19 protein-coding genes and 1 pseudogene are annotated in these 22,480 nt (G+C 52.6%); 10 read left to right on the forward strand and 10 right to left on the reverse strand.

Annotation, left to right across the window (positions count from 1 at the left end):
• Nucleotides 1-54: 54 nt before the first annotated feature.
• Both ACFQ0N_RS00105 and ACFQ0N_RS00110 read left to right on the forward strand, forming a co-directional pair.
• Nucleotides 55-1,206 (forward strand): trans-sulfuration enzyme family protein, encoded by a 1,152-nt coding sequence (locus ACFQ0N_RS00105; RefSeq protein ID WP_379322310.1) that lies wholly within the window; start codon nt 55-57, stop codon nt 1,204-1,206.
• Between the two features lie 94 nt (nt 1,207-1,300).
• Complete coding sequence (locus ACFQ0N_RS00110; RefSeq protein ID WP_379322311.1) at nt 1,301-2,065, forward strand: SDR family NAD(P)-dependent oxidoreductase; 765 nt, start codon at nt 1,301-1,303, stop codon at nt 2,063-2,065.
• A 19-nt stretch (nt 2,066-2,084) separates the two neighbouring features.
• Here the strand turns inward: ACFQ0N_RS00110 and ACFQ0N_RS00115 are convergent, their stop codons facing one another.
• Nucleotides 2,085-2,750, reverse strand: coding sequence for a phosphatase PAP2 family protein (locus ACFQ0N_RS00115; RefSeq protein WP_379322312.1), 666 nt, complete (start codon nt 2,748-2,750; stop codon nt 2,085-2,087).
• 444 nt (nt 2,751-3,194) lie between these two features.
• On the opposite strand from ACFQ0N_RS00115, the gene ACFQ0N_RS00120 reads away from it, so the two are divergent.
• The 6 genes and pseudogenes from ACFQ0N_RS00120 (at nt 3,195) to ACFQ0N_RS00145 (ending at nt 8,950) form a co-directional block, all read left to right on the forward strand.
• Nucleotides 3,195-4,031, forward strand: coding sequence for an STM4015 family protein (locus ACFQ0N_RS00120; RefSeq protein WP_379322313.1), 837 nt, complete (start codon nt 3,195-3,197; stop codon nt 4,029-4,031).
• Nucleotides 4,031-5,260, forward strand: coding sequence for an STM4014 family protein (locus ACFQ0N_RS00125; protein WP_379322314.1), 1,230 nt, complete (start codon nt 4,031-4,033; stop codon nt 5,258-5,260). Before ACFQ0N_RS00120 ends, ACFQ0N_RS00125 begins: the two co-directional genes overlap by 1 nt.
• A gap of 68 nt (nt 5,261-5,328) precedes the next feature.
• Nucleotides 5,329-6,111 (forward strand): STM4013/SEN3800 family hydrolase, encoded by a 783-nt coding sequence (locus ACFQ0N_RS00130; protein WP_379322315.1) that lies wholly within the window; start codon nt 5,329-5,331, stop codon nt 6,109-6,111.
• A 26-nt stretch (nt 6,112-6,137) separates the two neighbouring features.
• Nucleotides 6,138-7,505 (forward strand): STM4012 family radical SAM protein, encoded by a 1,368-nt coding sequence (locus ACFQ0N_RS00135; protein WP_379322316.1) that lies wholly within the window; start codon nt 6,138-6,140, stop codon nt 7,503-7,505.
• Complete coding sequence (locus tag ACFQ0N_RS00140; RefSeq protein WP_379322317.1) at nt 7,502-8,377, forward strand: STM4011 family radical SAM protein; 876 nt, start codon at nt 7,502-7,504, stop codon at nt 8,375-8,377. Before ACFQ0N_RS00135 ends, ACFQ0N_RS00140 begins: the two co-directional genes overlap by 4 nt.
• Nucleotides 8,378-8,426: 49 nt before the next feature.
• Nucleotides 8,427-8,950: pseudogene (locus ACFQ0N_RS00145) on the forward strand (M15 family metallopeptidase).
• Between the two features lie 401 nt (nt 8,951-9,351).
• Here ACFQ0N_RS00145 and ACFQ0N_RS00150 read toward each other — a convergent pair.
• Nucleotides 9,352-9,774 carry a DUF3995 domain-containing protein gene (locus ACFQ0N_RS00150; RefSeq protein ID WP_379322318.1) on the reverse strand — a complete coding sequence of 141 codons (423 nt, stop codon included), beginning with the start codon at nt 9,772-9,774 and terminating at the stop codon, nt 9,352-9,354.
• 174 nt (nt 9,775-9,948) lie between these two features.
• On the reverse strand, nt 9,949-10,872 hold the full coding sequence (locus ACFQ0N_RS00155) for an AraC family transcriptional regulator (protein ID WP_379322319.1): 924 nt from the start codon (nt 10,870-10,872) through the stop codon (nt 9,949-9,951).
• Nucleotides 10,873-11,005: 133 nt separating this feature from the next.
• On the opposite strand from ACFQ0N_RS00155, the gene ACFQ0N_RS00160 reads away from it, so the two are divergent.
• A complete protein-coding gene (locus tag ACFQ0N_RS00160) occupies nt 11,006-13,885 on the forward strand; it encodes a family 78 glycoside hydrolase catalytic domain (protein ID WP_379322320.1) in 2,880 nt (959 codons plus the stop codon).
• 49 nt (nt 13,886-13,934) lie between these two features.
• Here the strand turns inward: ACFQ0N_RS00160 and ACFQ0N_RS00165 are convergent, their stop codons facing one another.
• Entirely contained in the window at nt 13,935-14,345 is a 411-nt protein-coding gene (locus ACFQ0N_RS00165) for a YugN family protein (protein ID WP_379322321.1), read from the reverse strand.
• 185 nt (nt 14,346-14,530) lie between these two features.
• Here ACFQ0N_RS00165 and ACFQ0N_RS00170 point away from each other — a divergent pair, with 185 nt between their 5' ends.
• Nucleotides 14,531-15,829, forward strand: coding sequence for a hypothetical protein (locus tag ACFQ0N_RS00170; protein ID WP_379322322.1), 1,299 nt, complete (start codon nt 14,531-14,533; stop codon nt 15,827-15,829).
• 3 nt (nt 15,830-15,832) lie between these two features.
• Here the strand turns inward: ACFQ0N_RS00170 and ACFQ0N_RS00175 are convergent, their stop codons facing one another.
• The 6 genes from ACFQ0N_RS00175 to ACFQ0N_RS00200 all read right to left on the reverse strand — a co-directional run bounded on the left by ACFQ0N_RS00175 (nt 15,833) and on the right by ACFQ0N_RS00200 (nt 22,428).
• Nucleotides 15,833-16,657 (reverse strand): SDR family oxidoreductase, encoded by an 825-nt coding sequence (locus ACFQ0N_RS00175; RefSeq protein ID WP_379322323.1) that lies wholly within the window; start codon nt 16,655-16,657, stop codon nt 15,833-15,835.
• Between the two features lie 63 nt (nt 16,658-16,720).
• Nucleotides 16,721-17,866: a GNAT family N-acetyltransferase gene (locus ACFQ0N_RS00180; protein ID WP_379322324.1), complete on the reverse strand. Its 1,146-nt coding sequence runs from the start codon at nt 17,864-17,866 to the stop codon at nt 16,721-16,723.
• Nucleotides 17,853-19,208 carry a F390 synthetase-related protein gene (locus tag ACFQ0N_RS00185; protein WP_379322325.1) on the reverse strand — a complete coding sequence of 452 codons (1,356 nt, stop codon included), beginning with the start codon at nt 19,206-19,208 and terminating at the stop codon, nt 17,853-17,855. Before ACFQ0N_RS00185 ends, ACFQ0N_RS00180 begins: the two co-directional genes overlap by 14 nt.
• Nucleotides 19,209-19,243: 35 nt before the next feature.
• Entirely contained in the window at nt 19,244-20,245 is a 1,002-nt protein-coding gene (locus tag ACFQ0N_RS00190; RefSeq protein WP_379322326.1) for an NAD-dependent epimerase/dehydratase family protein, read from the reverse strand.
• Nucleotides 20,232-21,440, reverse strand: a complete 1,209-nt coding sequence (locus tag ACFQ0N_RS00195) for an ATP-grasp domain-containing protein (protein WP_379322327.1) — start codon at nt 21,438-21,440, stop codon at nt 20,232-20,234. The genes ACFQ0N_RS00190 and ACFQ0N_RS00195 overlap by 14 nt, the downstream gene beginning before the upstream one ends.
• The gene (locus ACFQ0N_RS00200) at nt 21,430-22,428 is read right to left on the reverse strand and encodes a beta-ketoacyl-ACP synthase III (protein WP_379322328.1); all 999 of its coding nucleotides are present in this window, start codon (nt 22,426-22,428) and stop codon (nt 21,430-21,432) included. The genes ACFQ0N_RS00195 and ACFQ0N_RS00200 overlap by 11 nt, the downstream gene beginning before the upstream one ends.
• Between the last annotated feature and the right edge of the window lie 52 nt (nt 22,429-22,480).

Below are 22,480 nucleotides of genomic sequence, written 5' to 3' on the forward strand. Positions count from 1 at the left end.
GGTGGCCCTGTTATACGGGGACACCTTCTCTGCCCTTCGACAGGAGGCAGGAGGATGGACCCATTGCGGCCGGAACAGCTGACAAAGGAAGAAATTTGTACCCATTATGGGGATGAGTATGACCGTCATCTAGGAGCCATTGTACCGCCGATCTACCAAAGCTCGCTCTTCACGCGCAAAAATGTCAATCATGGTTATACGTATACGAGAGTATCCAATCCGACGACAGAAGTGGCCGAAAAGAAAATAGCGGCATTGGAGGAAGGCGAGGAGGCGCGCTGCTTTTCCTCCGGCATGGCGGCAATAACGGCCGCGCTGATGAGCGTAATGGAGAAGGATTGCCATGTCATTTGCCCTTTGAATGTTTATGCGCCGACGAAGGTGTTTTTGGAAACTTATATGGCTAAATTCGGCGTGGAGACAACCTTTATCGCGGGGGATAGTGTGGAGGAAATTGAGCAGGCGCTGCGGCCGCAGACGAAGGCGATCTATTTGGAGACACCGCTTTCGAATGTGTTTACGCTGCAAAATTTGCGGGCGATCGCCCGGCTGGCCAAAGCGAATTCGATTGTTACGATCGCGGACAATACATGGGCGACGCCGCTGTATCAAAATCCGCTGACACACGGCATCGATCTGGTCGTGCATTCTGCCACGAAATATATGGGCGGGCATAGCGATGTGATGGCGGGTGTAATGGTTGGCAGCCGCTCAGCGATGGAGAAGGTGACACATCAGGAACGCGGCTTGTTCGGCGCGGTTATGGATCCGCATCAAGCCTCGCTGCTCATTCGCGGTTTGCGGACGCTGCCTGTCAGGATGCGGCAGCACCAGCAGAGTGCAATGCAGGCGGCAAAATTTCTGGAAGAGCATCCGCTGGTCGAGCGCGTTCTTTACCCGGGGCTGGCCAGCCATCCGCAATATGAGCTGGCCAAGGAGCAGATGGCCGGCTGCTCCGGATTGTTCAGCTTTGTGCCGCGAGGCAGCAAGGCGCAAATCCGCGAATTTGTGCAGCGGCTGCGTTGGTTTCAGGAAGGCCCGAGCTGGGGCGGATTTGAAAGCTTGATTAATACGCCGGGGTTATGGATCGATGAGGAGACATCGCAGAAAACCGGCGTGCCTATAGGGCTTGTGCGTGTATCGATTGGCTTGGAGCATACCGATTCATTACTTGAAGATTTGGATCAGGCTCTCAAAGGGATGTAATATTGGATATGTGATTGGATTAAAGATATATTGACATATTAAATCGGAGGAGGTAACATCGATGTGAAGCTGTTCATCTGTTTGGAGGTGCAATATGAGAGGGTTAACGGGAAAAATTGCTGTTGTCACTGGAGCTGCCCAAGGATTGGGGGCAGCGATCGCTCAACGCTTGAGTGAAGAAGGCTGTGTAGTATGGCTGTTGGACCGCAGCGCAGGGGTGCAGCAGACAGCTGATCAAATGCAAGCGGCGGCAGGCCGTACCGTTCATTGGGCGCAAGTGGATATATCCAATAAAGAGCGGCTCGATGAGCTGTTTCAGCGTATTGGCCAGCTGCATCGCGAAATTCATATTCTTGTGAACAATGCAGCAGTCTTTGTCTTCAAAGGGACGAATGCAACAGCTGAGGATTGGCATAAAATTGTCGATGTCAATTTGGTCGGCACGACAATGGTCACAGACCATTGCTTGCCATTGCTGCGGCAAAGCGGTCATGGAGCGATCATTAACTTGTCGTCTGTAAGCGGATTCATCGGACAGGCGAATTTCGCAACATACAATGCCACGAAGTTTGCCATTCGCGGCCTGACCAAATGCTGGGCGGTCGATCTGGCGGCTGACGGCATCCGCGTGAACAGTGTTTGTCCAGGATATATTCGTACTAAGGCCTTCGAGAACAGCTGCCATGAGCTCGGGATTGATGTTGAAGAGGAAGATCGGCGAGTCTCTAAACTTCATCTGTTAAACCGCCAAGGCAGAGCGGATGAAGTGGCAGGGGCAGTCGCATTTCTCGCTTCAGCGGACGCCTCCTTTATTACAGGGGAGGATTTGGTCGTGGATGGCGGATATTTGGCGCGATAGGAGGGACGGTGGCAGCCGCCTAGGGGCTGCCCGGGAATCGGGTCTGTTCCTTAGGCGACAGCCAGGAGTAAGGTTTGGCTACCGTTTGTTCAAGCTTGACGATGATGTGGTAGACAATTTCGACAAGCACAATGGCGCCAATGACATCCATAATGACATGCTGCTTGATAAACAGCGTAGAGGCGATGATGAGTGAGGACGTGCCGTAAATCAAGATCTGGTTCCAGCGGTTGCGGAAGCCGCTCGTAAACAGTGCTTTCATCACCATATAACTGGAAAAGCAATGGATGCTCGGAAAGCAGTTGTACGGCTGATCGCGATTATAAATGTACTGCATAAGACGTGTAAATACATCATTGCCCGTTAATTGCGGCCGGGATACTGTCGTTTGGAAGAAGGCATAGATTACATAACAGAGCAGTGCGCAGACTGTATATGTAATGAGGCCGCGAAAATAAAATTTCGGATCTTTGATAAAAAAGTACACGAGACAGATGTAAATATAGACAATCCAAACCGAATAAGGCACTGCGAAAAAACTGATAAACGGAATGGCGTCGTCGATCGGGGTGTCCAGCCGGTATACTTGCTCCAGCGGCTTGTTCATCCAAGCATACAGCATTCCGAGAAAAGGAAAAACGAGCATTGTCGTCAAAGGTAAAAACTTTTTCCATTTAGTAAGCATCGTTCAACTCCATACTCTTAATAAATGAATGCACCTCAGCCAGCGGCAGAATAAATGGGTTCCGATCCGATGATACGTAAACACATTCATTATAATATAAATTAATTGTAAAATTGTGAACAATATTCGACAAGACAAGAAATGCATCAGGCGGATGAGTTTGTCCATATTGATTCGTTAATGCGGCATGGTGAAATTTGTTTGCAGGCGCTGTATGAGCTGTCTCAAAGCTAGAGCAGCGTAAGATTTATCCGGAAATTGCCCCTTTCGTCCAACAATTCGGAACCATAAACCTATCTCTGGCAGGCCAATAGGCCTGCTTTTGCTGCGTATAAAGGAATTTGTCGAATTTGAAGCGAACAATTTAAGAAGCGGATGTATTGCATGTATGGGAACATATGTGCTATTTTAGAGATGGGGAATTTTCTAATGGAGGGATTATTGATGTCTGAAGTGAAATTATCTATTGATTATGACGGCTACGAAGAAGGAATACAAATGTCCTCGCTAATTGAGGAGCTTGCTAATGGCCCGGAGGCTGCTGGTCTTACGAGTCTCATTATTGGAGACTGGGGCGGTTCCTATGAGAATGATTCTTCAAGTATTGTCGAGGCACTTGTACGGCTAAAGGATCGCTTTCCTTCCTTGCAGAAGTTGTTTATTGGCGATATGGACTATGAGGAATGTGAAGTTTCATGGATTACGCAGAGCAATCTTGCCCCGCTGCTGCCAGCTTTTCCGAACTTGAAATCATTGACGATCAAAGGAAGTACGGACCTGGAGCTGGAGCCGGCCAGACATGAGCAACTGGAAGAACTGGTCATTATTTGCGGGGGGCTCGGCAAGGATGTGCTGGCGAGCATCCGGGGCGGGGCCTTCCCTCGGTTGAAGAAGCTGGAGCTGTACATAGGCGTAGAAAATTATGGCTTTGATGGCGATTTGCAAGATATTATGCAAGTGGCAGAGCCGGGCTTGTTCCCGGAGCTTACCTATCTCGGCTTGAAGGATAGCGAGCTGCAGGATGAAATTGCAATCGCGATCGCAAATGCCCCGATTCTGGATCAGCTGCATACGCTTGACCTGTCGCTGGGTACATTGAGTGACAGTGGGGCGCAAGCACTGCTTGACAGCGAGCGAATCAAGAAGCTGCAATTTCTCGATCTGAACCATCACTACATGTCCGACGGCATGATGCAGAAGTGGAAGCAATCAGGAATGAACGTTGATATTAGCGATCAACAGGATGAAGACGATTATCGTTATCCATCCTTGACGGAATAATGCCGGAACGAATGATCGTGATCGGCAATCCCGGAAACCGGCGCACGGCCGGCTTGCAGGAGGCCAGAGCCAGGCTCGGCATGCCGCCGGCGCTTGTTGTATCTTATGCCGATTTGCTGCATGGAAAGGCTGGACTGGCGGAGGCGGCGAAAGCTTGCGGCTGGAACAAGGGCGGATGGCCGCCCTTGCTCCGGCTCGATGCGCCGGGAGAGAGCTTTGTCGTCGAGCGGGCTTTAATTGCGCTTGGAGCGCCCGATTGTCCGCAGGCAGGCCATTCGGAAGACCGGCTGCTGCCTTATGGAGATCGTCCCGACCCGATGCCGATTTCTTGGGATGCGGCACTCAGCATGCGCGAGCAGCACGGCCGGCTTTATCATCCGTCGCAGTGGTTTCGGGGATTCGGCCGTTTGCTTGCCAGATTGGAGCAAGAAGCGGCAAGCTGCTGGCAAGCAGACGTCAACTGGCTGAATACGCCAGCTGACGTGCTGGCTATGTTCGATAAGCGGCATACACATCGTGTTTTGCAGCAGGCCGGCGTGCCGGTCGCGCCTTTGCTTCTCAGTGGCGGAGCGCCTATTGCCAATTATGAGGCGCTGAAGGAAGCGATGATGAAGGAGCGCATGCATCGGGTTTTTGTTAAGCTGGCCTCAGGCTCAGGAGCTTCCGGTGTTATCGCTTACCAGCTGAATCCGCGTACCGGAGCCGAGCTGGCTGTAACGACAATGGAGATCAAGCGGCATATCGCCAGGCCGCCAAGCTTTTTTAATTTGCTGAAGCCGCGGCGATATACCGAACAGGCGGATATAAGCTTACTGGTCAATTGGCTGCTGAAGCATGGCGCGCACGTGGAGAGGTGGATTGCCAAGTCATGTTACAAGGGAGACGCATTTGACATCCGGCAGCTGGTCGTCTGCGGTAAAGCTTGCCACAGCATTGCCCGCGTCAGCCGTACGCCGATAACCAATCTGCATTTGCGGAGCAAAAGAATGGAATTGACCCGACTCGGCTTGAATGAAGCTGCGCTGACAGCCATACGGGACAGCGCGGAAAAGGCGCTGGCGGCATTTTCCGGTTCCCGGGTTGCGGGAATCGATGTCATTATAGATTCACAGAGACAGCGGCCTTATATTATTGATGTGAATCCATTCGGAGATTTGATTTATCGCGTTCAATACGAAGGTAGCGGAACTTATGATTGGGAACTGCGGCAGCTAAGCGAGCAGCATTAAGTAACGAGGCGTCCCGACACGGAGAAAATGCAGCCAAGCCAACGACGTTAATGGGAGGGGCGCATGCAATGGATATGAACAAGATTGTCGGCAGCCATGATATTTTGATGATCACACTGGATACGCTCCGCTATGATGCGGCTGTGTTGGAGGAGGGCAATTGCCCGAACCTGTGCGGAGACGGCGGCTGGGAAAAGCGGCATACGCCGGGGAGCTTTACCTATGCGGCGCATCACGCTTTTTTTGGCGGTTTTTTGCCCACGCCCGCAACGACTAACAAAGCAGAGCATATTCGGCTTTTTCATTCCAAACATACAGGACTGAAGACACACCCTCATACATGGTTGTTCGATACGCCTGATATCGTATCTGGGTTGCAGGCTGAAGGGTATCGGACGATCTGTATCGGCGGTGTTATCTTTTTTACGAAGAAGGTACCGTTAGCGCGTGTGCTGCCAGGCTACTTTCAGGAGAGCTATTGGCGAATGACGTTCGGCGTTACCAATAATCGATCAACTGAGCATCAAGTAAATCACGCGCTTAAGCTGTTAGACAAGTCAGAACTGGACGAGAAGCTTTTTATGTTTATTAACGTATCAGCGATCCATGGACCGAATCATTATTTTGTTCCTGGGGCCAAGAAGGACTCCGTGGAGACACAACGCGCAGCGCTCCGTTATGTAGACGGTCAACTGGGACGCTTGTTCGAGGCGTTTCGGGCGCGGCAGCGGCCAGTGTTTTGTCTGGCCTTCTCCGATCATGGAACCTGCTACGGCGAGGATGGCTACGAAGGCCATCGGCTTGCACATGAAGCTGTATGGACGGTACCGTACCGGGAATTTATTTTGTAACAATTGGGAAGGGAGTGAAGGAGCGGATGACACAATCGTTGGCGGCGGAGCAGAACAAGCCCTCTAAGGAGCTTCAGGATTGGGCGGATGGCTTGCGGTCTGCCCCGTATCGTTCTTATTTATACTCCTATCCGCATAAAACGGCTTATCGCGAACTGAGCCGCAAGGTGCCGCTGTCGGAGCTATGGGCTGAAGAAACGGCGGAAACCTTCTTTTTATACATGCATATTCCTTTTTGCGGCGCGCGCTGCGGCTTTTGCAATCTGTTTACATTGCCTGACAAGCGCGTATCCGCTCATGAGCAATATGTAGATGCACTGGAGCGTCAAGCCAAGCAATGGGCGCCGCATGTGGGACATAAGCCGTTCGCCCGCTTTGCGATTGGCGGCGGAACACCGACTTTACTGGAGCCCGCTTTGCTGGAGCGTTTATTTGATATAGCCGAGCGGACGATGGGGCTTAATGCCGAGCAAGCATCGATTTCAGTGGAAACCTCGCCGGAAACGGTGACGCATGAGAGAATGCGCATTTTGGCAGATCGCCGGGTTGACCGGATTAGCATGGGAATTCAAAGCTTTATTGAAGCGGAGGCGGCGGCAATTTACCGGCCGCAAATGCCGCAGGAGGTGGAGCGGGCGCTTGAACTGCTGCAGCAGTATCCGTTTCCAATTTTGAATCTCGACTTAATATACGGGCTGCCGGGGCAGACGGTTGACAGCTGGCTATATTCATTAGAACGCGCGCTCTCGTATGATCCGGCGGAAATTTTTATTTATCCGCTATATACACGGGGCCATACCATTGTCAAGCCTGACGAAATCAAGGCAAGCGGGGCGGACATCCGGCTGGAATGCTATAAAGCGGCCCGCGACCGGCTGCATGCGGCAGGGTATATCCAATCCTCCATGCGCAGATTTGCCAAAGCTGATGCCGGCGGCAGCAAAGCGTTGCTGCCATTCAGTTGTCAGGAGGAAGGAATGGTCGGTCTCGGCTGCGGGGCGCGCTCATATACCCGTGATTTCCACTACTCGTCTCATTATGCGGTAGGGAGGAAGGCGACAGCGAGCATCATTTCCGATTTTGTTGCGGCAGAGCGATATGATTTGGTCGATTACGGCATTCGTATAAATATAGAAGAGCAGCAGCGCAGATTTATTTTAAAGGCGCTCCTGCACCGCGAGGGGCTGGCGCTTCATTCCTATGAGGAACGCTTCGGCCGCTCACCGTTTGAAGATTATGCTGAACTGCGCCAGCTGCTCGCAGCGAAATTGGCGGTGCTGAATGGGGATATTTTGCAGTTGACAGATGAAGGGCTGGCATATTCCGATGCGATCGGCGACTGGATGATCTCGCCGCAGATCCGTACCTTAATGGAAGGATTCGAATTCAAATGAAGGCCTCGTTGTACTTCCGCGGCAGTCTGACCTCGTGCAATTATGACTGTCCGTACTGTCCCTTCAGTAAAAACAAAGATAGTGCGGCCACCTTGGCCAAAGACCGCGGCTATGTAGAGACGTTTGTCAATTGGGTGGAGGATCAGGCCGGGCATGGGCATCGGTTGTCCATCTTTTTTAATCCATACGGTGAAGGGCTGATTCATCGCTGGTACAAGTCTGCAATGGTCCGTTTATCGCATATGGAGCATGTTGACAAAGTGGCGATTCAGACGAATCTGTCAGCCCGTCTGGACTGGACGGAGGAATTAAATCCCCGCAAGGCTGCCTTCTGGGTATCCTATCATCCCGGCCAGACGAAGGAAGAAGCGTTTCTGTCGCAATGCTATCAGTTGCATCGGCGCGGTATTCCGTTCAGTGTCGGTTCCGTAGGCGTGAAGAGTGCGTTTGACAAGCTTCACTCGCTGCGCCGTGCACTGCCGTCCGATGTCTATATGTGGGTGAATGCGTTCAAGGATCAGAAAAACTACTACGATGAAGCAGATATAGCAGAGCTGCAAGCTATAGATCCGCATTTCGGCATTAATGCCGTCGATTATGAGAGCATGGGGCGAAGCTGCCAGACAGGCTGCAATGTTTTTTATGTGCAAACCTCAGGTATTGTAAAGCGCTGCTACAAGGATCGCGCTGTGATCGGTCATCTTTATCGCGACGGTCTGGAAGGCTTGTCCAGGCAAAGAGATTGCCGCATGAAAGTATGCGATTGTTATATTGGCTATATTCACATGCCGGAGCTGCAATTGTCCAAACTGTATGGAGAGCGTTTGTTAGAACGGATTCCGCTGGATTTCGGCACAGCGAGCCGCTTATGAAGCGCTGCCTTTCGAGAAAATGGCATTCGAACCATCATCATCTGTTCGAATGCCATTTTTTCTTGATTTTATAGAATTTACCGCGGCCATAATATTTCTTCTGTATCTTACGGTGAGTGAACTGCCTTGTGAAGAGTTGCATCCAGTTGTGGCGGAAAAAAAGGATGAGCTTATCAAACGGGCAGCCAAGCGCGGCATTCGGATTCGCCATTATAAACGGGTTTCGCAGCATAGAGAACCAGGACAGGTTATAAAACCAGGGGAGAAACGACGTCGGCCAATCCTATCATAACTATGGGCTGGCGATCGATTTTGCTTTAAAGACAAAAGCCGGCGATATCATATGGGACATGGGTATGACGGCAACAAGAACGGCAAGGCGGATTGGATGGAGTTCGTCGAGATTGCCAAGGAGCTTGGCTTCAAGTGGGGCGGGGATTGGGAGCAATTCGCGACTACCCGCATCTTTGGATGAGCTTTGGCCTTTCTATTGCACAGCTTAAGCGCGGCAAACGTCCCCCTGTGCCGCCGAAGACGGAGCTGGTAGAATGCGAGCGGCTCGATCGGAGATAAGTCTGCGAGAACGGCACAGCCGCGGTAGTGGAGGTTGCCGGTGCTGCTTGTTGGGTGGTAGAATAAGGGAAGTTCATCTGCTATTGTGTTTGCTGGAACAAATGCAATGGCGAATGGCGGGGATAGAGCAAGTTTCTGCAAATTAGGTACATACAAGAATAAAGGCTTGTAACCAAGCTCTGACAAGAACCAACCCCAGAAATCAGACGAATTTTTGAGGTTTGATACGTAAATCTCGATATGATGTAGTAATCCCCAATAAGTCACCCTTTCATGTTGCATTTTTATCACATCATTCATCAGCCAGCTTTAATCGACTGAATCGTTGTGAAATTCACGCTAATGAGGCGAGTAAGGGGGAATCCACCCGCCTCTAAGCAAAGCGTAGGCAGGGGAGGATGTCAAGTTACGAGAACCAGAATAAAAGCAAACGACAGGAATGCACAAAGCGGGATATATAGATAACTGTCCATTCGTGAAAAGCTCGTCATTTGTTTTTTCTTGAAAATTCCGAAGTAATTAAATTCCCCTACAACCCGCAGCGAGAAGGCGGCAGCGCAGATCCACGAACCAGAGCGGATGATGAATTCCCCTCCGGAAAACAAGGTGAACAGGCCGGCTTCAAGGAGCAGAAGCATGCCGGCGGCACTGACTAAGACGGCTATCAGCAGTGTTGCGGGAACACCTGGAGTAAAGACCCGCTGCCCCCCTTGCTCGGGTATGACTGCATGCTTGCCCCATTTTCCGCCGAAAGCCCAGTAGATATGAAGCAGGCTGATGCCAAATAAAAGGATTGCTGCAAAGCTTGCGATCGCTTCGACCATATGGATCCCCCATTTATTATTGATTTCCTCCTTATACAATATCTCTTATATAATCGGTATACAAGATTCCAATCCGGGAAACGATTTCAAGCCTGGAGCTTGTGGCGGAGCAGGTTTATTTGTCGCCCAGTTATTTGAGCCAACTGTTCAAGAGGGAAACGGGCCAAAGCTTTATCAAATATTTACGTTATCTGCAGGCCCCGGCATGGCGGCGTTCAGGTGACGGAATTGCCGCGGCGTATGCCCGGTTATTTTTTTGAACAGCGCTAAAAAAAACTTTTTGTCCTGATAGCCAACCTGCTGGGAAATTTCCTGAACCGGCAATTTCGTAGTGAGCAGCAGCCGGCAGCTTTGCTCGATTCGTTTGGTCTGGAGGTAGGCGCTGAAAGTTAACCCAATTTGCTGCTTGAACAATCGATGAAAATGTCTTTCGCTCATCTGAAAATGCGCTGCAATTTCTTTGACATGAAGCGGCTCGGTGAAATGGCGATCGATATGATGGATCGCGGCTTCCAGCGATCCGGCGGCAGCGGCGGTCCGCTTGCCTTGTGATGACTCAATTGTAGGGCGCTGCCGTTCAAGCATGACGGCGAGCTCAATAAACATGCTGTACAGCCGGGCTGCGAAACCTGGCTTGCGCTGCGTATACTCATGCTGGCATAAGCGGAACCAATCCCCGTATCGTCCGTCAGGATCGCGCAAATGCTGCCAGACCGGTTCAATATTCGGCGTCAGCTGCAGCAGGTGCAGCGCATATTGCAGTGATGTTGCCCCGGGAATAGACGATAGCTCCTCGAAAAGGCGTTCGGGTTTGAAGGTGCAATTGTTCACGATAAGCGGATGGCTGGGGCGGACGCCGGTTGGACGAAAAACATGCGATACGCCAAGCGGCAAAATGAACCAATCGCCTTTTGAGACAGGAATAATTTGATCGTCGATATAATGAAAGCCGCTGCCTTCTGCAACATAAGCCAGCTCCATGAAATCATGCCGGTGCTGAAGCAGATGAAAGGACTCCGTCGCCCGATTGAAGTAAAAAGGCAAGGACTCCTCATCAAGATTGGTCCATGTCGTTAAATCGATATGCTTTTGCACCATAGCTGCATGCCGTCTCCTTCTTTATTGCTTCGTAATGTCAGTATACCCCCTTTTAATTGGCAGGAACAACCGTTTTTTCTCGTGTTTATTCGCTTACAATGGACGTATAACGTAGTAGAAAGGTTGGGTTACGGTGAGCAGACAGTGGAAAGCCGAATGGATTTGGGGCGGAGAGACGGCAAGTCCGCGCAATGAATGGAGATGCTTTCGCAAGACATTCGAATGGTCGCCTCAGGCAGGAGAGGCGCTTCTGCATATTAGCGCTGATTCCCGCTATGTGCTTTATTTGAATGGAAAGCAGGTAGGACGCGGGCCGGTGCGCTCCTGGCCGAAGGAGCAGTTTTATGATACTTATGAAGTTAACCACCTCCTGACTGCAGGGGAAAATACGATAGCTGTTCACGTTCTTCATTTTGGCGTTACGAACTTTTACTATTTGCGCGGACAAGGCGGTCTGATTGCAGAGCTGACTGCCGCTTCGGGTAACGGTGAGCGGGCTGTGCTGGTGACAGACGGCTCGTGGAAAACAAGTGTCATGACAGGGTATGACAAGACATCGACCCGGATGTCCTGCCAACAAGGCTTTGCCGAAATTTATGATGCGACCTCGTGGGATGCTGCGTGGAAGGAAGGGCAGTATAACGATGCGGCGTGGGAGCAGGCGAAGACGGTGGGCGCTGCAGGCAGCGGTCCGTGGAAGTCATTGATCCCGCGGGATATTCCTTTTTTGACAGAAGAAAAAATGATGCCGTCCCGCATTAATACACTGAGTAAAGTGAAGCCCCCGGCATGGACGGCGGCGCTTGATTTGCGGGCGGCGTTCGTGCCGGATTCGGTTGAGCATGCCAATCATGTCAGTTATGCGGGCTATCTGGCTGCTATTATCGATCTGGAGACAGCAGGCGATGTTACGCTTGGCTTCCCTTGCGGAATACGCAACGACCGCGTGTGGATAAGCGGCCGGCGCTGTGAAAATTGGCAAGGCGTGAGGCCGGAGCATTACTGTACGGTACATTTGGAGGCCGGCGAGCACCTGCTGCTGATTGATATCACCTCGGGCGATCATGGCGGCGGATTCCATATTGCTATCGATAGTGCGAGCAATTTTGCATTGCGCTCCCCGCTGCCTGAAGGGGAGCGGACAGCGACACCGTTTGCGCTTGTCGGGCCGTTCGATGCGGTAATGCACCTGGACCATAAAGAGACAGCTTCACTTAACCGGGAGCATCCGGATTACTTGCGCGCCGCCGGGACGGCCAATCGCGAAGAGCTTGCCGCATTTGCCGAGTGGCTGAAGCCGCTTGATACCCAGCTCTACAGTGCGCAAGACGTGATGGGGGCCAGCATCTGGCGGACGGAGGCCGTAGAAATGCAAGCCGCGCCATCATTGGAGCATGGCCTGATCGCTTCAAGCGATTTTGCGGAGCTTCCGGTATATGACGGCTATGATACCGAGCTGCTGATCGATTTTGGTAAAGAATGGTCCGGTTTTATCGGTTTCGAGTTGGATGCGGCTGAAGGCACCGTAGTCGATTTATACGGAATTGAATATGTACGCGGCGAGTACCGGCAGCACACTTACGGACTTGACAATACAATCCGTTATCGCTGCCGCGAGGGCAGACAGCAATATTTATCCCCCGTGCGCCGCGGCTTCCGCTATTTAATCGTCACTGTCCGCGGAGCGAAGCGTCCGGTCAAGCTGTATGAGCTATATGTAAATCAGAGCAATTACCCGGTGACTGAAGCAGGCGCCTTCCGCAGCGCCGATCCGCTGCTCAATCAAATTTGGGAAATTAGCCGCCATACGACCAGGTTGTGCATGGAGGATACCTTTGTCGATTGCCCGTCCTATGAGCAGGTGTTCTGGGTCGGCGACAGCCGCAATGAAGCGTTGGTCAACTACTATGTGTACGGCAGCCTGGACATTGTAAAACGCTGCCTGAATCTCGTTCCCGGCTCAAGCGATGTCAACCCGCTCTATTTGGACCAAGTGCCGAGCGGCTGGAACAGCGTCATTCCGAACTGGACCTTCTTCTGGGTTATCGCATGCGAAGAATATGTGCAGCATACGGGGGATGAAGCTTTCGCCGCCTCGATCTGGCCGGCAGTGCGCCATACATTGGTTCATTACTTGCAAAATATCGACGATTCCGGCTTGCTCAATATGAAGGGCTGGAATTTGCTTGATTGGGCACCGATCGATCAGCCGAATGACGGCATCGTAACCCATCAAAATATGTTTTTATGCAAAGCGCTGCGCGTGGCGGGGGAGCTGGCGAGAGCAGCAGGGATCGGCGAAGACCAATATGCAGATTTGTCAGCGGCTGCAGATGCGCTGAAGGCGGCCATTAATGAGCGCCTATGGGATGAGCGGCAGCAGGCTTATTTGGATTGTATCCATGTCGATGGACGTCGCTCGGCGATCTTTAGTATGCAGACACAGGTTGTCGCTACATTATGCGGAATTGCTGAAGGGGAGCGCAAAGGAACAATTGACCGTTATTTGCTGAATCCGCCAGCTAATTTTGTACAAATCGGCAGTCCGTTTATGTCCTTCTTCTACTATGAAGCACTGGCTGGGGCAGGACAATATGAGCATATGCTTGCCGACATCCGTAAGCATTACGGACTAATGGTTGAGCATGATGCGACTACTTGCTGGGAAATGTATCCGAACTTCGCCGAAAACCGGGCAAACCCGGATCAATTGACGCGCAGCCATTGCCATGCATGGTCGGCGGGACCGGGCTACTTCCTGGGAACAACGGTGCTTGGCGTTAATCGTATGGATCGGGGCTGGAGCAAGGTAGCGATTGCGCCGCAGCCATGCGGTTTAAGCTGGGCGACCGGACGTGTGCCGTTGCCGCAGGGCGGGCGCATTGAGGTAGACTGGCGGGTGAACGGGGACTCCATGAGCCTTCGCGTGACGGCTCCTGCCGGAATCGAGCTGGATATTCGCGTGCCCGACGGGCTGCAGGGCGATGTGCAGGTAACGCGCATCGAGCCGTAAAAAGAAGGCGAGTCTATGCATGGATCAACATGCTGCGACTCGCCTTGCTTTATTGCAAATAACCGATAACTTGCTGGATGGCTTGCTCGCCAGCTTCTTCCCATTTGCTTTTTTGCCTGATATGTCCGTCCGTATCCAGAGGAGTCTGGAATTGGTCGGCTCCCGTAGTGCTTAATAAGGAATTGATATCCTTGTCCAAGCCGATATTGACGATATGTTTGATCACATAAGGTGTTTGAAATACGATAGAAGTATCGTATTTGTCGAGCCTTCCGTCAGTCACATAGAAAGGGAGTCGCAAGTAAATGGTTTCTCCGGCTTCCTGCCATAAAATCGAGTCGAAGCTTCCGCGGTCGTATTCCCAATTGCTCCCCAGACAATATCCGTGTTTGCAAAGTTCATCCTGCACATCGCCAAAGCAAACCTGCCTTCCTTCCAGATCAGTTTGCAGCCTTAGCATATGTGAACGCCTCCTCAAAAATAAATTCAGTAGCATCCTTCCCTAAAAGGCCTAAAACATACATGAGAAAGCAGCTTTCCTGTCTTTGCCCTCGGAATATCCCTAAAAGAGCAGGCAGGAGCAGACGGATTGGCGACGAATAAACAACAGATAACGGTTTTGACCGCAAGGAGGCCTGGGTAACGATGGAAAGCGCTAAGCTGCATCATCTCACAATCGATATCGAGCGCGAGCGGCTGGCAGCCATTCGCCGCGGCGCGTCATTAGAAGCGGCGCGGGCTGAATTGGAAGAGCATTATCGCGTCTATTCGAGAGAAAAGGCTGCTTTCAAATGCATCTGCTGCGATGGCAGAGTCGTGATGGTGCTCTATGCCGACAAAGCGCTGTTCCGCCATTATGACAGTGAAGCCTGCGCCGGTGAGCGCAACTATGCACGCTATGCCGTTAACCGGGAAAAGCTTGCTGAATTGGCAGACAGGCATGCGGAGGGCAAGGAGCTGCTTCGGCGTGAACTGGCTGCACTGCAAGGGGAGCATTTTACATTTACGGACGGATATTTGTATAAAAAGGAACTGCGCGTTGTACCGGATTTTGTCATAAATGCAGACAATGGCGATCGCTGGGCGATCGATTATGTCGTCACCCTAAAAGGAGACGCCGCTTATTACAAAAAGCTGCTGGCTAAGCTGGCGTGTTACCGCGCTCACGGCTTCAAGCCGCTCTTTCTGCTCGACCGCAGCTGGCTGTCCATAACAGAATCGGCTTATGTAGCGGTCAATAAGGCAGAGCTGGCGATGCGGACGCCGGATAACCCTTATGATGAGCTGTGGCAAAAGGAGCTGGCGATGCCGCCGCTTGCGATGGAAGCGGCCGTGCACAGCCTTGTCTACTTGGATGTTCCTCGCGAGAAAGCGATTTTGATCCGCTTTCAGATGAGTGATCCGCGCTGGGGACGCTTGCTGTTTGAGCCGTGCGAGCTGCCGCTATCGCATCTGCTCGATGTGGATGTGCAATGGCTCCATATGACCGGCGAGACGATGCTGCAATTGTTCCGCTCAAAAGAACAATTGCTATTGCAGGGCTATCGCTCGCGTTTATATGAATTGCTACAGGAAGAGCAGGCAGAGCGGGAGGAGGAAGAGCGGCGGAGGCATGCGCTGGAAGCGAGAGTGGAGCAATTAAGGGCAGCAAGCTTGCCAGGCAAGGGCAGAGAGCAGCAGCAAAGTGAAGCTTCGCAAGCCGAGCCCGCAGCAGCCGAGGAGACTGCGCCGGCAGTATCGCCAGAGCTGGCGAAGCTGCTGGCATTGCTGGCAAGCTGTGAGCAATCGCCGCGCAGGGCGGACTATCCGGGGCTGGAAGCGAATCTGGCCCGCGCTGCAGCGTTGACTGTACTGGCCCGGGAAGGCGGAGAGGAGGCCGACCAGGCTTACAAGTCGGCATGGAGCATTTTGCGCAATATTAGCTATCCGCTGCTGGGACGATGAGCATTAACGCATGGCGCGTTGCGCGATGCGTTCAAACCATTTCCACGGCAGCAGCGCTTTGCCGAGCAGTGCGCTGCGCGCGCCATTGCCGATCGGATAGCGTAGCTTGGGCGCGCGTTCGTTTGCAATACGCACCACGAGATTGGCGACAAGCTGCGGATCGGGCGCATTTTCGGCTGCGCTGCGCGAATAGCGGAGCACAGCCTCCATCCCTTTGCGGTAGGGAGAATGCTCGGTTGTATGGATTTGCTCAAAGCCCTTTTGCCAGATCGATGTTTTGAAAGCGCCAGGCTCCACTAGTACGACTTGAATACCGAAGGGCAGCAGCTCATGGCGAAGCGCCTCGCTCAAGCCTTCAACGGCAAATTTGGAGGCGGCATAGGGGGCGTAACCGGGAAAGCCGAAACGTCCGCTCAAGCTGCTGACATTGATGATCCGTCCGCTCATCTGTTTCCTCATATGCGGAATGACTGCACGGGTAAGGGCGACAACACCGAAAAAGTTCGTTTCAAGCTGACTGCGCCAAGCTTCCATAGGCACTTCCTCGACATACCCGCCGACAGCGAAGCCGGCATTGTTGACAAGCAGATCGATCCGTCCCTCGGCGTTAATAACGGTCTGGACGACCTGTGCCGCCTGCTGTTCATTTGTCACATCGAGCGCCATGCAGGTAATCTGATTGGCCACCCCGCGCTGTTCAGCCAGCTCGAGCAGGGCGGATTGCTTCTCCAGATTGCGCATAGTTGCAATGACCTTGCAGCCGGCAGCCGCCAGCGACACCGCGGTCAGCATGCCGATTCCGCTGGAAGCGCCTGTAATGAAAGCCACTCTGCTTTTGTTTTGCTGTGATCGTTCCTTCAGGTTTATTCCCTCCTGCCTCACAAATCGGTCTTATAATTTTAACTTGCGAATGATGGGCACTCCAATTTTTCCAATCAAATTTTCTAGCAGTATCCAGCCTGAACGGCGGTAAAAGGGCAGATGACGGTCATAGACAGCACTATATTCGATTTCGGCGACTGCGCCGCGGTTTCGTTTGAATTGAGCGGCTCCCGAGCTTTCATGCAGCAGCTGACCATTAGCGGCGGCTAACTGCATTAACAAGGCCGACAGCATGCGATATAACCCGAGCTGCTGCGGCATGGAGAGATCGTAGCCGAACAATGGCGTTGTCATTACGCCGTCACGGCTGAAATAACCCAGCACAGCATCAATCTTACCATTTTTACGCAGGCCATATAAGTGCAGCGTCTGCTCCTGCCAGGCTAGACGAATGAAAGGCAGCTGGAATTGCGGATTGTACAGTGAGTATTTGCGCAAGTAAAGATCGTTGTACAACTCCAGCACTCTTGGCAGATCCTCCTCAGAAAATTGCTCCGGCTCGACGACTTGGTAGCCGTTTTTTTCGATAAGCGCATAATCGCGCTTGAGCAGCCAGCGCGCTTTGGCATTCATTGCATCTGCTTTGTGTGGATGATGCAAATAAATTTGTCTGCTCGGCACCATTCGGCAATTTTGCTGACGCAGACGATCCAACAGCTCCCTGGTTGTTGTTTCATTCAAAGAACGGAAAACGATCGAGTGCTTCGGAAATTGCTGCTGCAAAAACTGCAGTATAGCTGTGGCCTGCGCTCTATTCAATTGCGGGTACAAGTTAGTAGAAAGCAGCCAGTTGTTGACGTGAACGGTACGGTTGATCTGCGTGCTGCGCAGAAATGCTCCTACGCCATAAAGCAGCAGAGACAAGGCGCCGCGGGCAGCGCGGCTGCCGAGCAGCTGCAGCTCCTCGCGCGCGTAGCTGACATAGTGCGTGTAAGGCGAGCAGACGTAAGAGTTGCCGTATTCCGCTTCATTAACAGTGATCGGCAATATGTGCTCGTCGCCCGCGGCAAGTACATAAACCTTGGTTTTCGCATTAGAGATAGCGTGAGCTGTATCTCCTTTGATTAATGGCATTAAATACTGTTTGGCATACTGCCCGTTGGCCGTCTCCGGCCAGCGCAGCTCATCAATGTTATGGCGGTCATAAAGGCGCATCGATCGTAAAGCTCCTTTCAATTCGTCTTTGCTTGCGATACGAATACGCTTGATTTGGCTCGTAAGGCTGTAAAGGCTCTATACTGATCGCGGGAATCGTGCAGTCCACCCGCACGAACAGGGCGGTGAGTGCCGCTTTTGCAGCCGCACAGGCGGCAGCCCAATCCTCGCCTGCAGTTTTCAGTCTTACGATAATCCTCTCCGGCGCCGGCTGCTGAACATGATAAGCGGTCACCTGCGGGTCGGCGATAATTGCCCGTGCGATAAAATCAGGAAAGACGGGAATCAGCTTGTCATGCCGCCAGCGGTCAGGCAGGTAAAAACAATCGTCGCAGCGGCCGTCAATGGATTGAAGCGCTGTAAAGACCGAGCCGCAGGGGCAGGGCGGCGCTTCGGTTAAAATATCGTCGAGCCGGTAGCGAATAATCGGCTGGGTTGTACGGGAAAAGTCGGTTACAACCGGAACGAATTTACCTGCGTTTTTATCGATATATTGCTTTTGTATGGCAACAATATCTTCATTCAAATGCAGGACGCCATAGCGGCAGGTGGAAGCCAAAAAACCTTCCGTACATTGATAAACCTGATGTACGGTCTGGCCAAAGGCGGCTTCAATATGCTGCCGGTCAAGCACATCGAGCACTTCGGCGACAGCGATAATTTTGCGCGGCGCTTGCGGCAGGCGCAAACGGCCGCAGGCTGCAGCGTCTGCGAGCATCCGCAGCATCGATGCCGGCGCGACAAGCAGCGTTGGCTGATAGTCGTGCAGCCGCTTGATATGCTGCTCCAAAGGATCCAGCAGGTCAAAAAAGGAAAATTGTATTCTTTTTCCTTGAACCGATCGATACAAATTGCTGTCTGCGCGTAAAAAGAACGCAATGCGCTCAGACGTTAGCAGCGATCCCGGCAGCAGCTTCGCTAGCGCAGTTCCGGCCCAAGCGTGCTGCTCGGCAGGACTGACGAGAAAGAGGCCGCGGTTGCCGGAGGTGCCGGAGGAGAGGCCGATTGTAATGCCATTGACCGTCGGTGTAAAATCTCTTGTCCGCTCAGCTTGAAAAGCGAGCTCGAAAGCTTCTGCCTTTTTAATCCCGGCAGTGTTGAGCTGGTCGAAGTTGTCCATCATAATCTGTTTATTAATGAGAGGAAAGCTGCGCCACTGCTGATCGGCAAGCCCTTGCCACAGCTCGCGGTAAAAAGGAGAATGAGCCCGGACATATTGTAAATGGCGCAGGATGCGTTTTTCCTGCCAGCTCTCGAACTGTTCGCGATCTTTCCAGTGGCGCAAATACCGCGCATTGGCGTAATGGCCAAGGAATGTACGTATTCGTTGCAGTTGCTTCATCGTCGTTCACCTTCAGTAGTTAATAGCGCACATCTTCAGTTGTTTCTCCACCACTCGGCAAAATGCTCCAGCCCTTCTTGGATCGATATGCGAGGCGCATAGCCGAGCTTTTTTTGCGCTGCCGCAATATCAAAGGTCTGGCTAATGCTAAGCAAACTCACTGTATAGCGTGTCATTACCGGTTCCGGTCTTCCGGGCCGAAGCCATGCAGCGGCTTCGAGCAATGCTGCCATCGATTTGGCCAAAGGGAATGGAATGCGGCGGCTGCGCATCGGCTCCCGGAGCAGCTTGAACAGCTGATTCAATGCTTCTTTCAACTGAACAGGCTCACCGTTCGTTATATTGTACGCTTGCCCTGCCGCCTCGACAGGAGCGGCAGCTGCGGCAATCAGTGCATCTACGGCATTGTCGATGTAGGTTAGGTCGAGCATCGCGTTTCCGTTGCGGAACAAAGGAACGCCTGAGCTGTTATTGGCGCGAATCAGGCGCGGCAGGATGGCCGAATCGCCGGGGCCAAAGATGGCTCTTGGCCTCAGCGTAATCGTGACGAGTCCTGCGGAAGGGCGGTGTGCGGCAGCGACTGCCTCCTCGGCCAACCGTTTGGTAGCGGCATATGCATTGACTGGTCGCGCGGGCAGCGGGTAATCCTCGCGAATGTTGAGCTGATCGCGGCCGTTAAAGTAAATGCTGGGCGTCGATACATTAACAAGGCGCGCCGCTCCTTTTTTCTGACAACCGGCGATGACATGAGCAGTTGCTTCTACGTTGCAGCTGTAGAATGACTGGTAGCTTCCCCACGGGGAAGAGAGGGCAGCGCAATGGAAAACAGTATCGATGCCGCTGCAAGCCGCTTCTACTGCAGCCTGGTCGCGCAGATCGCCTTGAATAAAGCGGATGCCGGCAGCCTGCAAGGCATACCCGGCCTGCTCATTCCTGCCAATGACCGCGACGTTCCATCCCAGCTGATGAAGCCGCCGCGCCAATTGGCCGCCAAGAAATCCCGTGCCCCCGGTTACTAGTGCGCTAAGTGCTGTCATGATCACCATTCCATTCAATATCATAAGTTGCGGCTGCCAACAAAGAAATCCGCTTCCGTTTGCTGATGCCTCTCGTATCCCACAGTAACCTGAGCTGCTCCCAGAACGGCTGCTTGTCGTCGCGGCGGTAGACCGCGTCGCTTGCCTGACGGAAATGCCGCCACCACATCTTTAGTCCGCGCCATGACGGGTTTTGCCGAAGGCCGAATAACAACATGGCCATTGAAAGCATCGTACGGTGCTCCGGGCAAGGAACAATCGGCTCCACGATATGATCCGGTCTCAAAAATGAGTCGGGAAGCTGCCTGCCGGCATCGAACAAGTGAACTCCGCTCGTCGCTCTTGGATTGCATTCGATCGGGAAAAGCGTCCCGTCAGAAGCTTCAATGAAATCAAAGGAAATTTGCCCAGTAAAATGGATATATTTTACAAATTTTGCGACCCATTCTGCCGCAGCCGCATGCTCTGCCGGTTCAAAGTAAATGCTGGCGCCAAGCCCGGCGCGATACGTTGTATAGTAGGCTGCATGAGCGGTTACTTTGCCATTATGGACAACGCTATAGGTGCATAGCTGTTTTCCTGCGATAAACTGCTGGGCGACCCAAGCGTCTGAGCCCGCCAATTTATCTCCCTGCGGAGTTGCGGTTACCGCCCGCCACTCTGCGCCCCGATTGAGCTTGAGCGGATCGAAAAGCATAACGCGGGAAGCAAAGCGGGAATAGACCGGTTTTAGTATAAAGGGCGCATTGAATTTATCGCGGATACCATTCCAGTCATTGTCGCTGTTGATCAGCACGGTCGCAGGCACGATAAATCCTAGCTGCTGTGCCAGCTGGATAAAAGCGAACTTATGATGCAGCTGCTTCATAAGTTCAAGCGGCGGGACGAATACATGGCAATAAGCGCTTAGCTGCTCAAGGCCTTGTGAAATATACATGACTTCTTCGCAAGTCGGGATGAGCATATCGATGGAACATTCGATAATAATGGCCTGCAATGCGGCAATATAGGCTTGCGGTTCCTTGCTGGGCGACGGCACTGAAAAGCTGCGTTCTACGGCTGCGGAAACCCGGCAAAGATGATAGCGCGAGCTTTCGGCTGCAAACACGCGGTGTCCCGCGGTAGCAAACTGCCGGGCAAGCTCGAGTGCAGCCGGCGCTCTGCCGCCGGTCAACAAAATATTGCTAATAGTCAAAAATGACTCCTCCCAGCGAAACGCCTGCCGAGGTGCCAAGCAATAGGACGCGGTCGCCCCGGTTTATTTTTTGCAGGCGAATTGCCTCATGCAATCCCATCGGGATCGAGGCGGCGATCGTATTTCCATGATCGGGTGTAATATACATCATTTGCTCATCGCGTATAGCCAGCTTCTTCTGAATCAACCGCATGGCCATTGCGCTTCCTTGATGCGGAATAACCAGCTTGATCTCCGACATGGACGTTCCGGCAGCTTTCATCATCTCGTCTACAAATTGCGGCAGCTTGCGGGCAGCGAGCTTGAAGATCGCAGAGCCGTCCATCGAAAATAAATAATCGTCCGCATTGTCGGCCCGATGCTCCCGCGGATGCTGCTTCGTGCCGCCGCCGCGGATTTCGGACATCTCCGCGCCTTCGCTGAATGTCTGCATCGCGGCATGGACGATGCGCGAAGGGCTTCCTTCCCCGGATCTGCCTATGACGACTGCCGCAGCGCCGTCGCCGAACAATGCCGCGCTTTCCTTGTGCGACCAATTGAGTCCGATAGAAGCAATTTCAGTAGAGACCAGCAATATGCGGCGATAGCGGCCGGCATCAATCAGATAGGACATAACGTCAAGGGCGGCGACAAAGCTAAGGCAGGTCGAATTGATATCAAAGGCGGGAACACCCGATTGCTGCTGTCCCATCGCCCGCTGGATCAAGGCGGCGGTGCAGGGAATAGGCTGCTCCATCGTACCGCTTGTGCAGACAATGCAGTCGATATCGGCGAAGGTGAGGCCGGCAGCTTCGAGGGCGGCATAGGCCGCTTTGGCTCCCATTTCGGAGGCGGTTTCATCCTTTATAAAATAGCGGGTATGCACATCCGATTTTTTAAGTACCCACCCGTCCTTAACGTGTAGCATTTGATCCATCTCGGCAGCGGTCACCCGTCTTTGGGGCAAATATTTGCCGGTTCCGAGAATCATAGCATGGCGTGCATGCATGTTCATTCCTCCTTGTAGGCGCGGAGCGTTGCTGTTATGTATACCATTGTAC

Origin of the sequence: Paenibacillus sp. GCM10027626, from assembly GCF_042676285.1 — a bacterium.
Classification (GTDB): domain Bacteria; phylum Bacillota; class Bacilli; order Paenibacillales; family Paenibacillaceae; genus Paenibacillus_Z.

What these genes read in the sequence shown, in the direction of transcription:
- ACFQ0N_RS00200 (WP_379322328.1), bottom strand. Translation starts at nt 22,428, where the DNA reads ATGCATGCACGCCATGCTATGATTCTCGGAACCGGCAAATATTTGCCC.
- ACFQ0N_RS00190 (WP_379322326.1), bottom strand. Translation starts at nt 20,245, where the DNA reads ATGACAGCACTTAGCGCACTAGTAACCGGGGGCACGGGATTTCTTGGC.
- ACFQ0N_RS00150 (WP_379322318.1), bottom strand. Translation starts at nt 9,774, where the DNA reads ATGGTCGAAGCGATCGCAAGCTTTGCAGCAATCCTTTTATTTGGCATC.
- ACFQ0N_RS00155 (WP_379322319.1), bottom strand. Translation starts at nt 10,872, where the DNA reads ATGGTGCAAAAGCATATCGATTTAACGACATGGACCAATCTTGATGAG.
- ACFQ0N_RS00185 (WP_379322325.1), bottom strand. Translation starts at nt 19,208, where the DNA reads ATGAAGCAACTGCAACGAATACGTACATTCCTTGGCCATTACGCCAAT.
- ACFQ0N_RS00105 (WP_379322310.1), top strand. Translation starts at nt 55, where the DNA reads ATGGACCCATTGCGGCCGGAACAGCTGACAAAGGAAGAAATTTGTACC.
- ACFQ0N_RS00140 (WP_379322317.1), top strand. Translation starts at nt 7,502, where the DNA reads ATGAAGGCCTCGTTGTACTTCCGCGGCAGTCTGACCTCGTGCAATTAT.
- ACFQ0N_RS00165 (WP_379322321.1), bottom strand. Translation starts at nt 14,345, where the DNA reads ATGCTAAGGCTGCAAACTGATCTGGAAGGAAGGCAGGTTTGCTTTGGC.
- ACFQ0N_RS00130 (WP_379322315.1), top strand. Translation starts at nt 5,329, where the DNA reads ATGGATATGAACAAGATTGTCGGCAGCCATGATATTTTGATGATCACA.
- ACFQ0N_RS00180 (WP_379322324.1), bottom strand. Translation starts at nt 17,866, where the DNA reads ATGCGCCTTTATGACCGCCATAACATTGATGAGCTGCGCTGGCCGGAG.
- ACFQ0N_RS00135 (WP_379322316.1), top strand. Translation starts at nt 6,138, where the DNA reads ATGACACAATCGTTGGCGGCGGAGCAGAACAAGCCCTCTAAGGAGCTT.
- ACFQ0N_RS00120 (WP_379322313.1), top strand. Translation starts at nt 3,195, where the DNA reads ATGTCTGAAGTGAAATTATCTATTGATTATGACGGCTACGAAGAAGGA.
- ACFQ0N_RS00110 (WP_379322311.1), top strand. Translation starts at nt 1,301, where the DNA reads ATGAGAGGGTTAACGGGAAAAATTGCTGTTGTCACTGGAGCTGCCCAA.
- ACFQ0N_RS00170 (WP_379322322.1), top strand. Translation starts at nt 14,531, where the DNA reads ATGGAAAGCGCTAAGCTGCATCATCTCACAATCGATATCGAGCGCGAG.
- ACFQ0N_RS00125 (WP_379322314.1), top strand. Translation starts at nt 4,031, where the DNA reads ATGCCGGAACGAATGATCGTGATCGGCAATCCCGGAAACCGGCGCACG.
- ACFQ0N_RS00115 (WP_379322312.1), bottom strand. Translation starts at nt 2,750, where the DNA reads ATGCTTACTAAATGGAAAAAGTTTTTACCTTTGACGACAATGCTCGTT.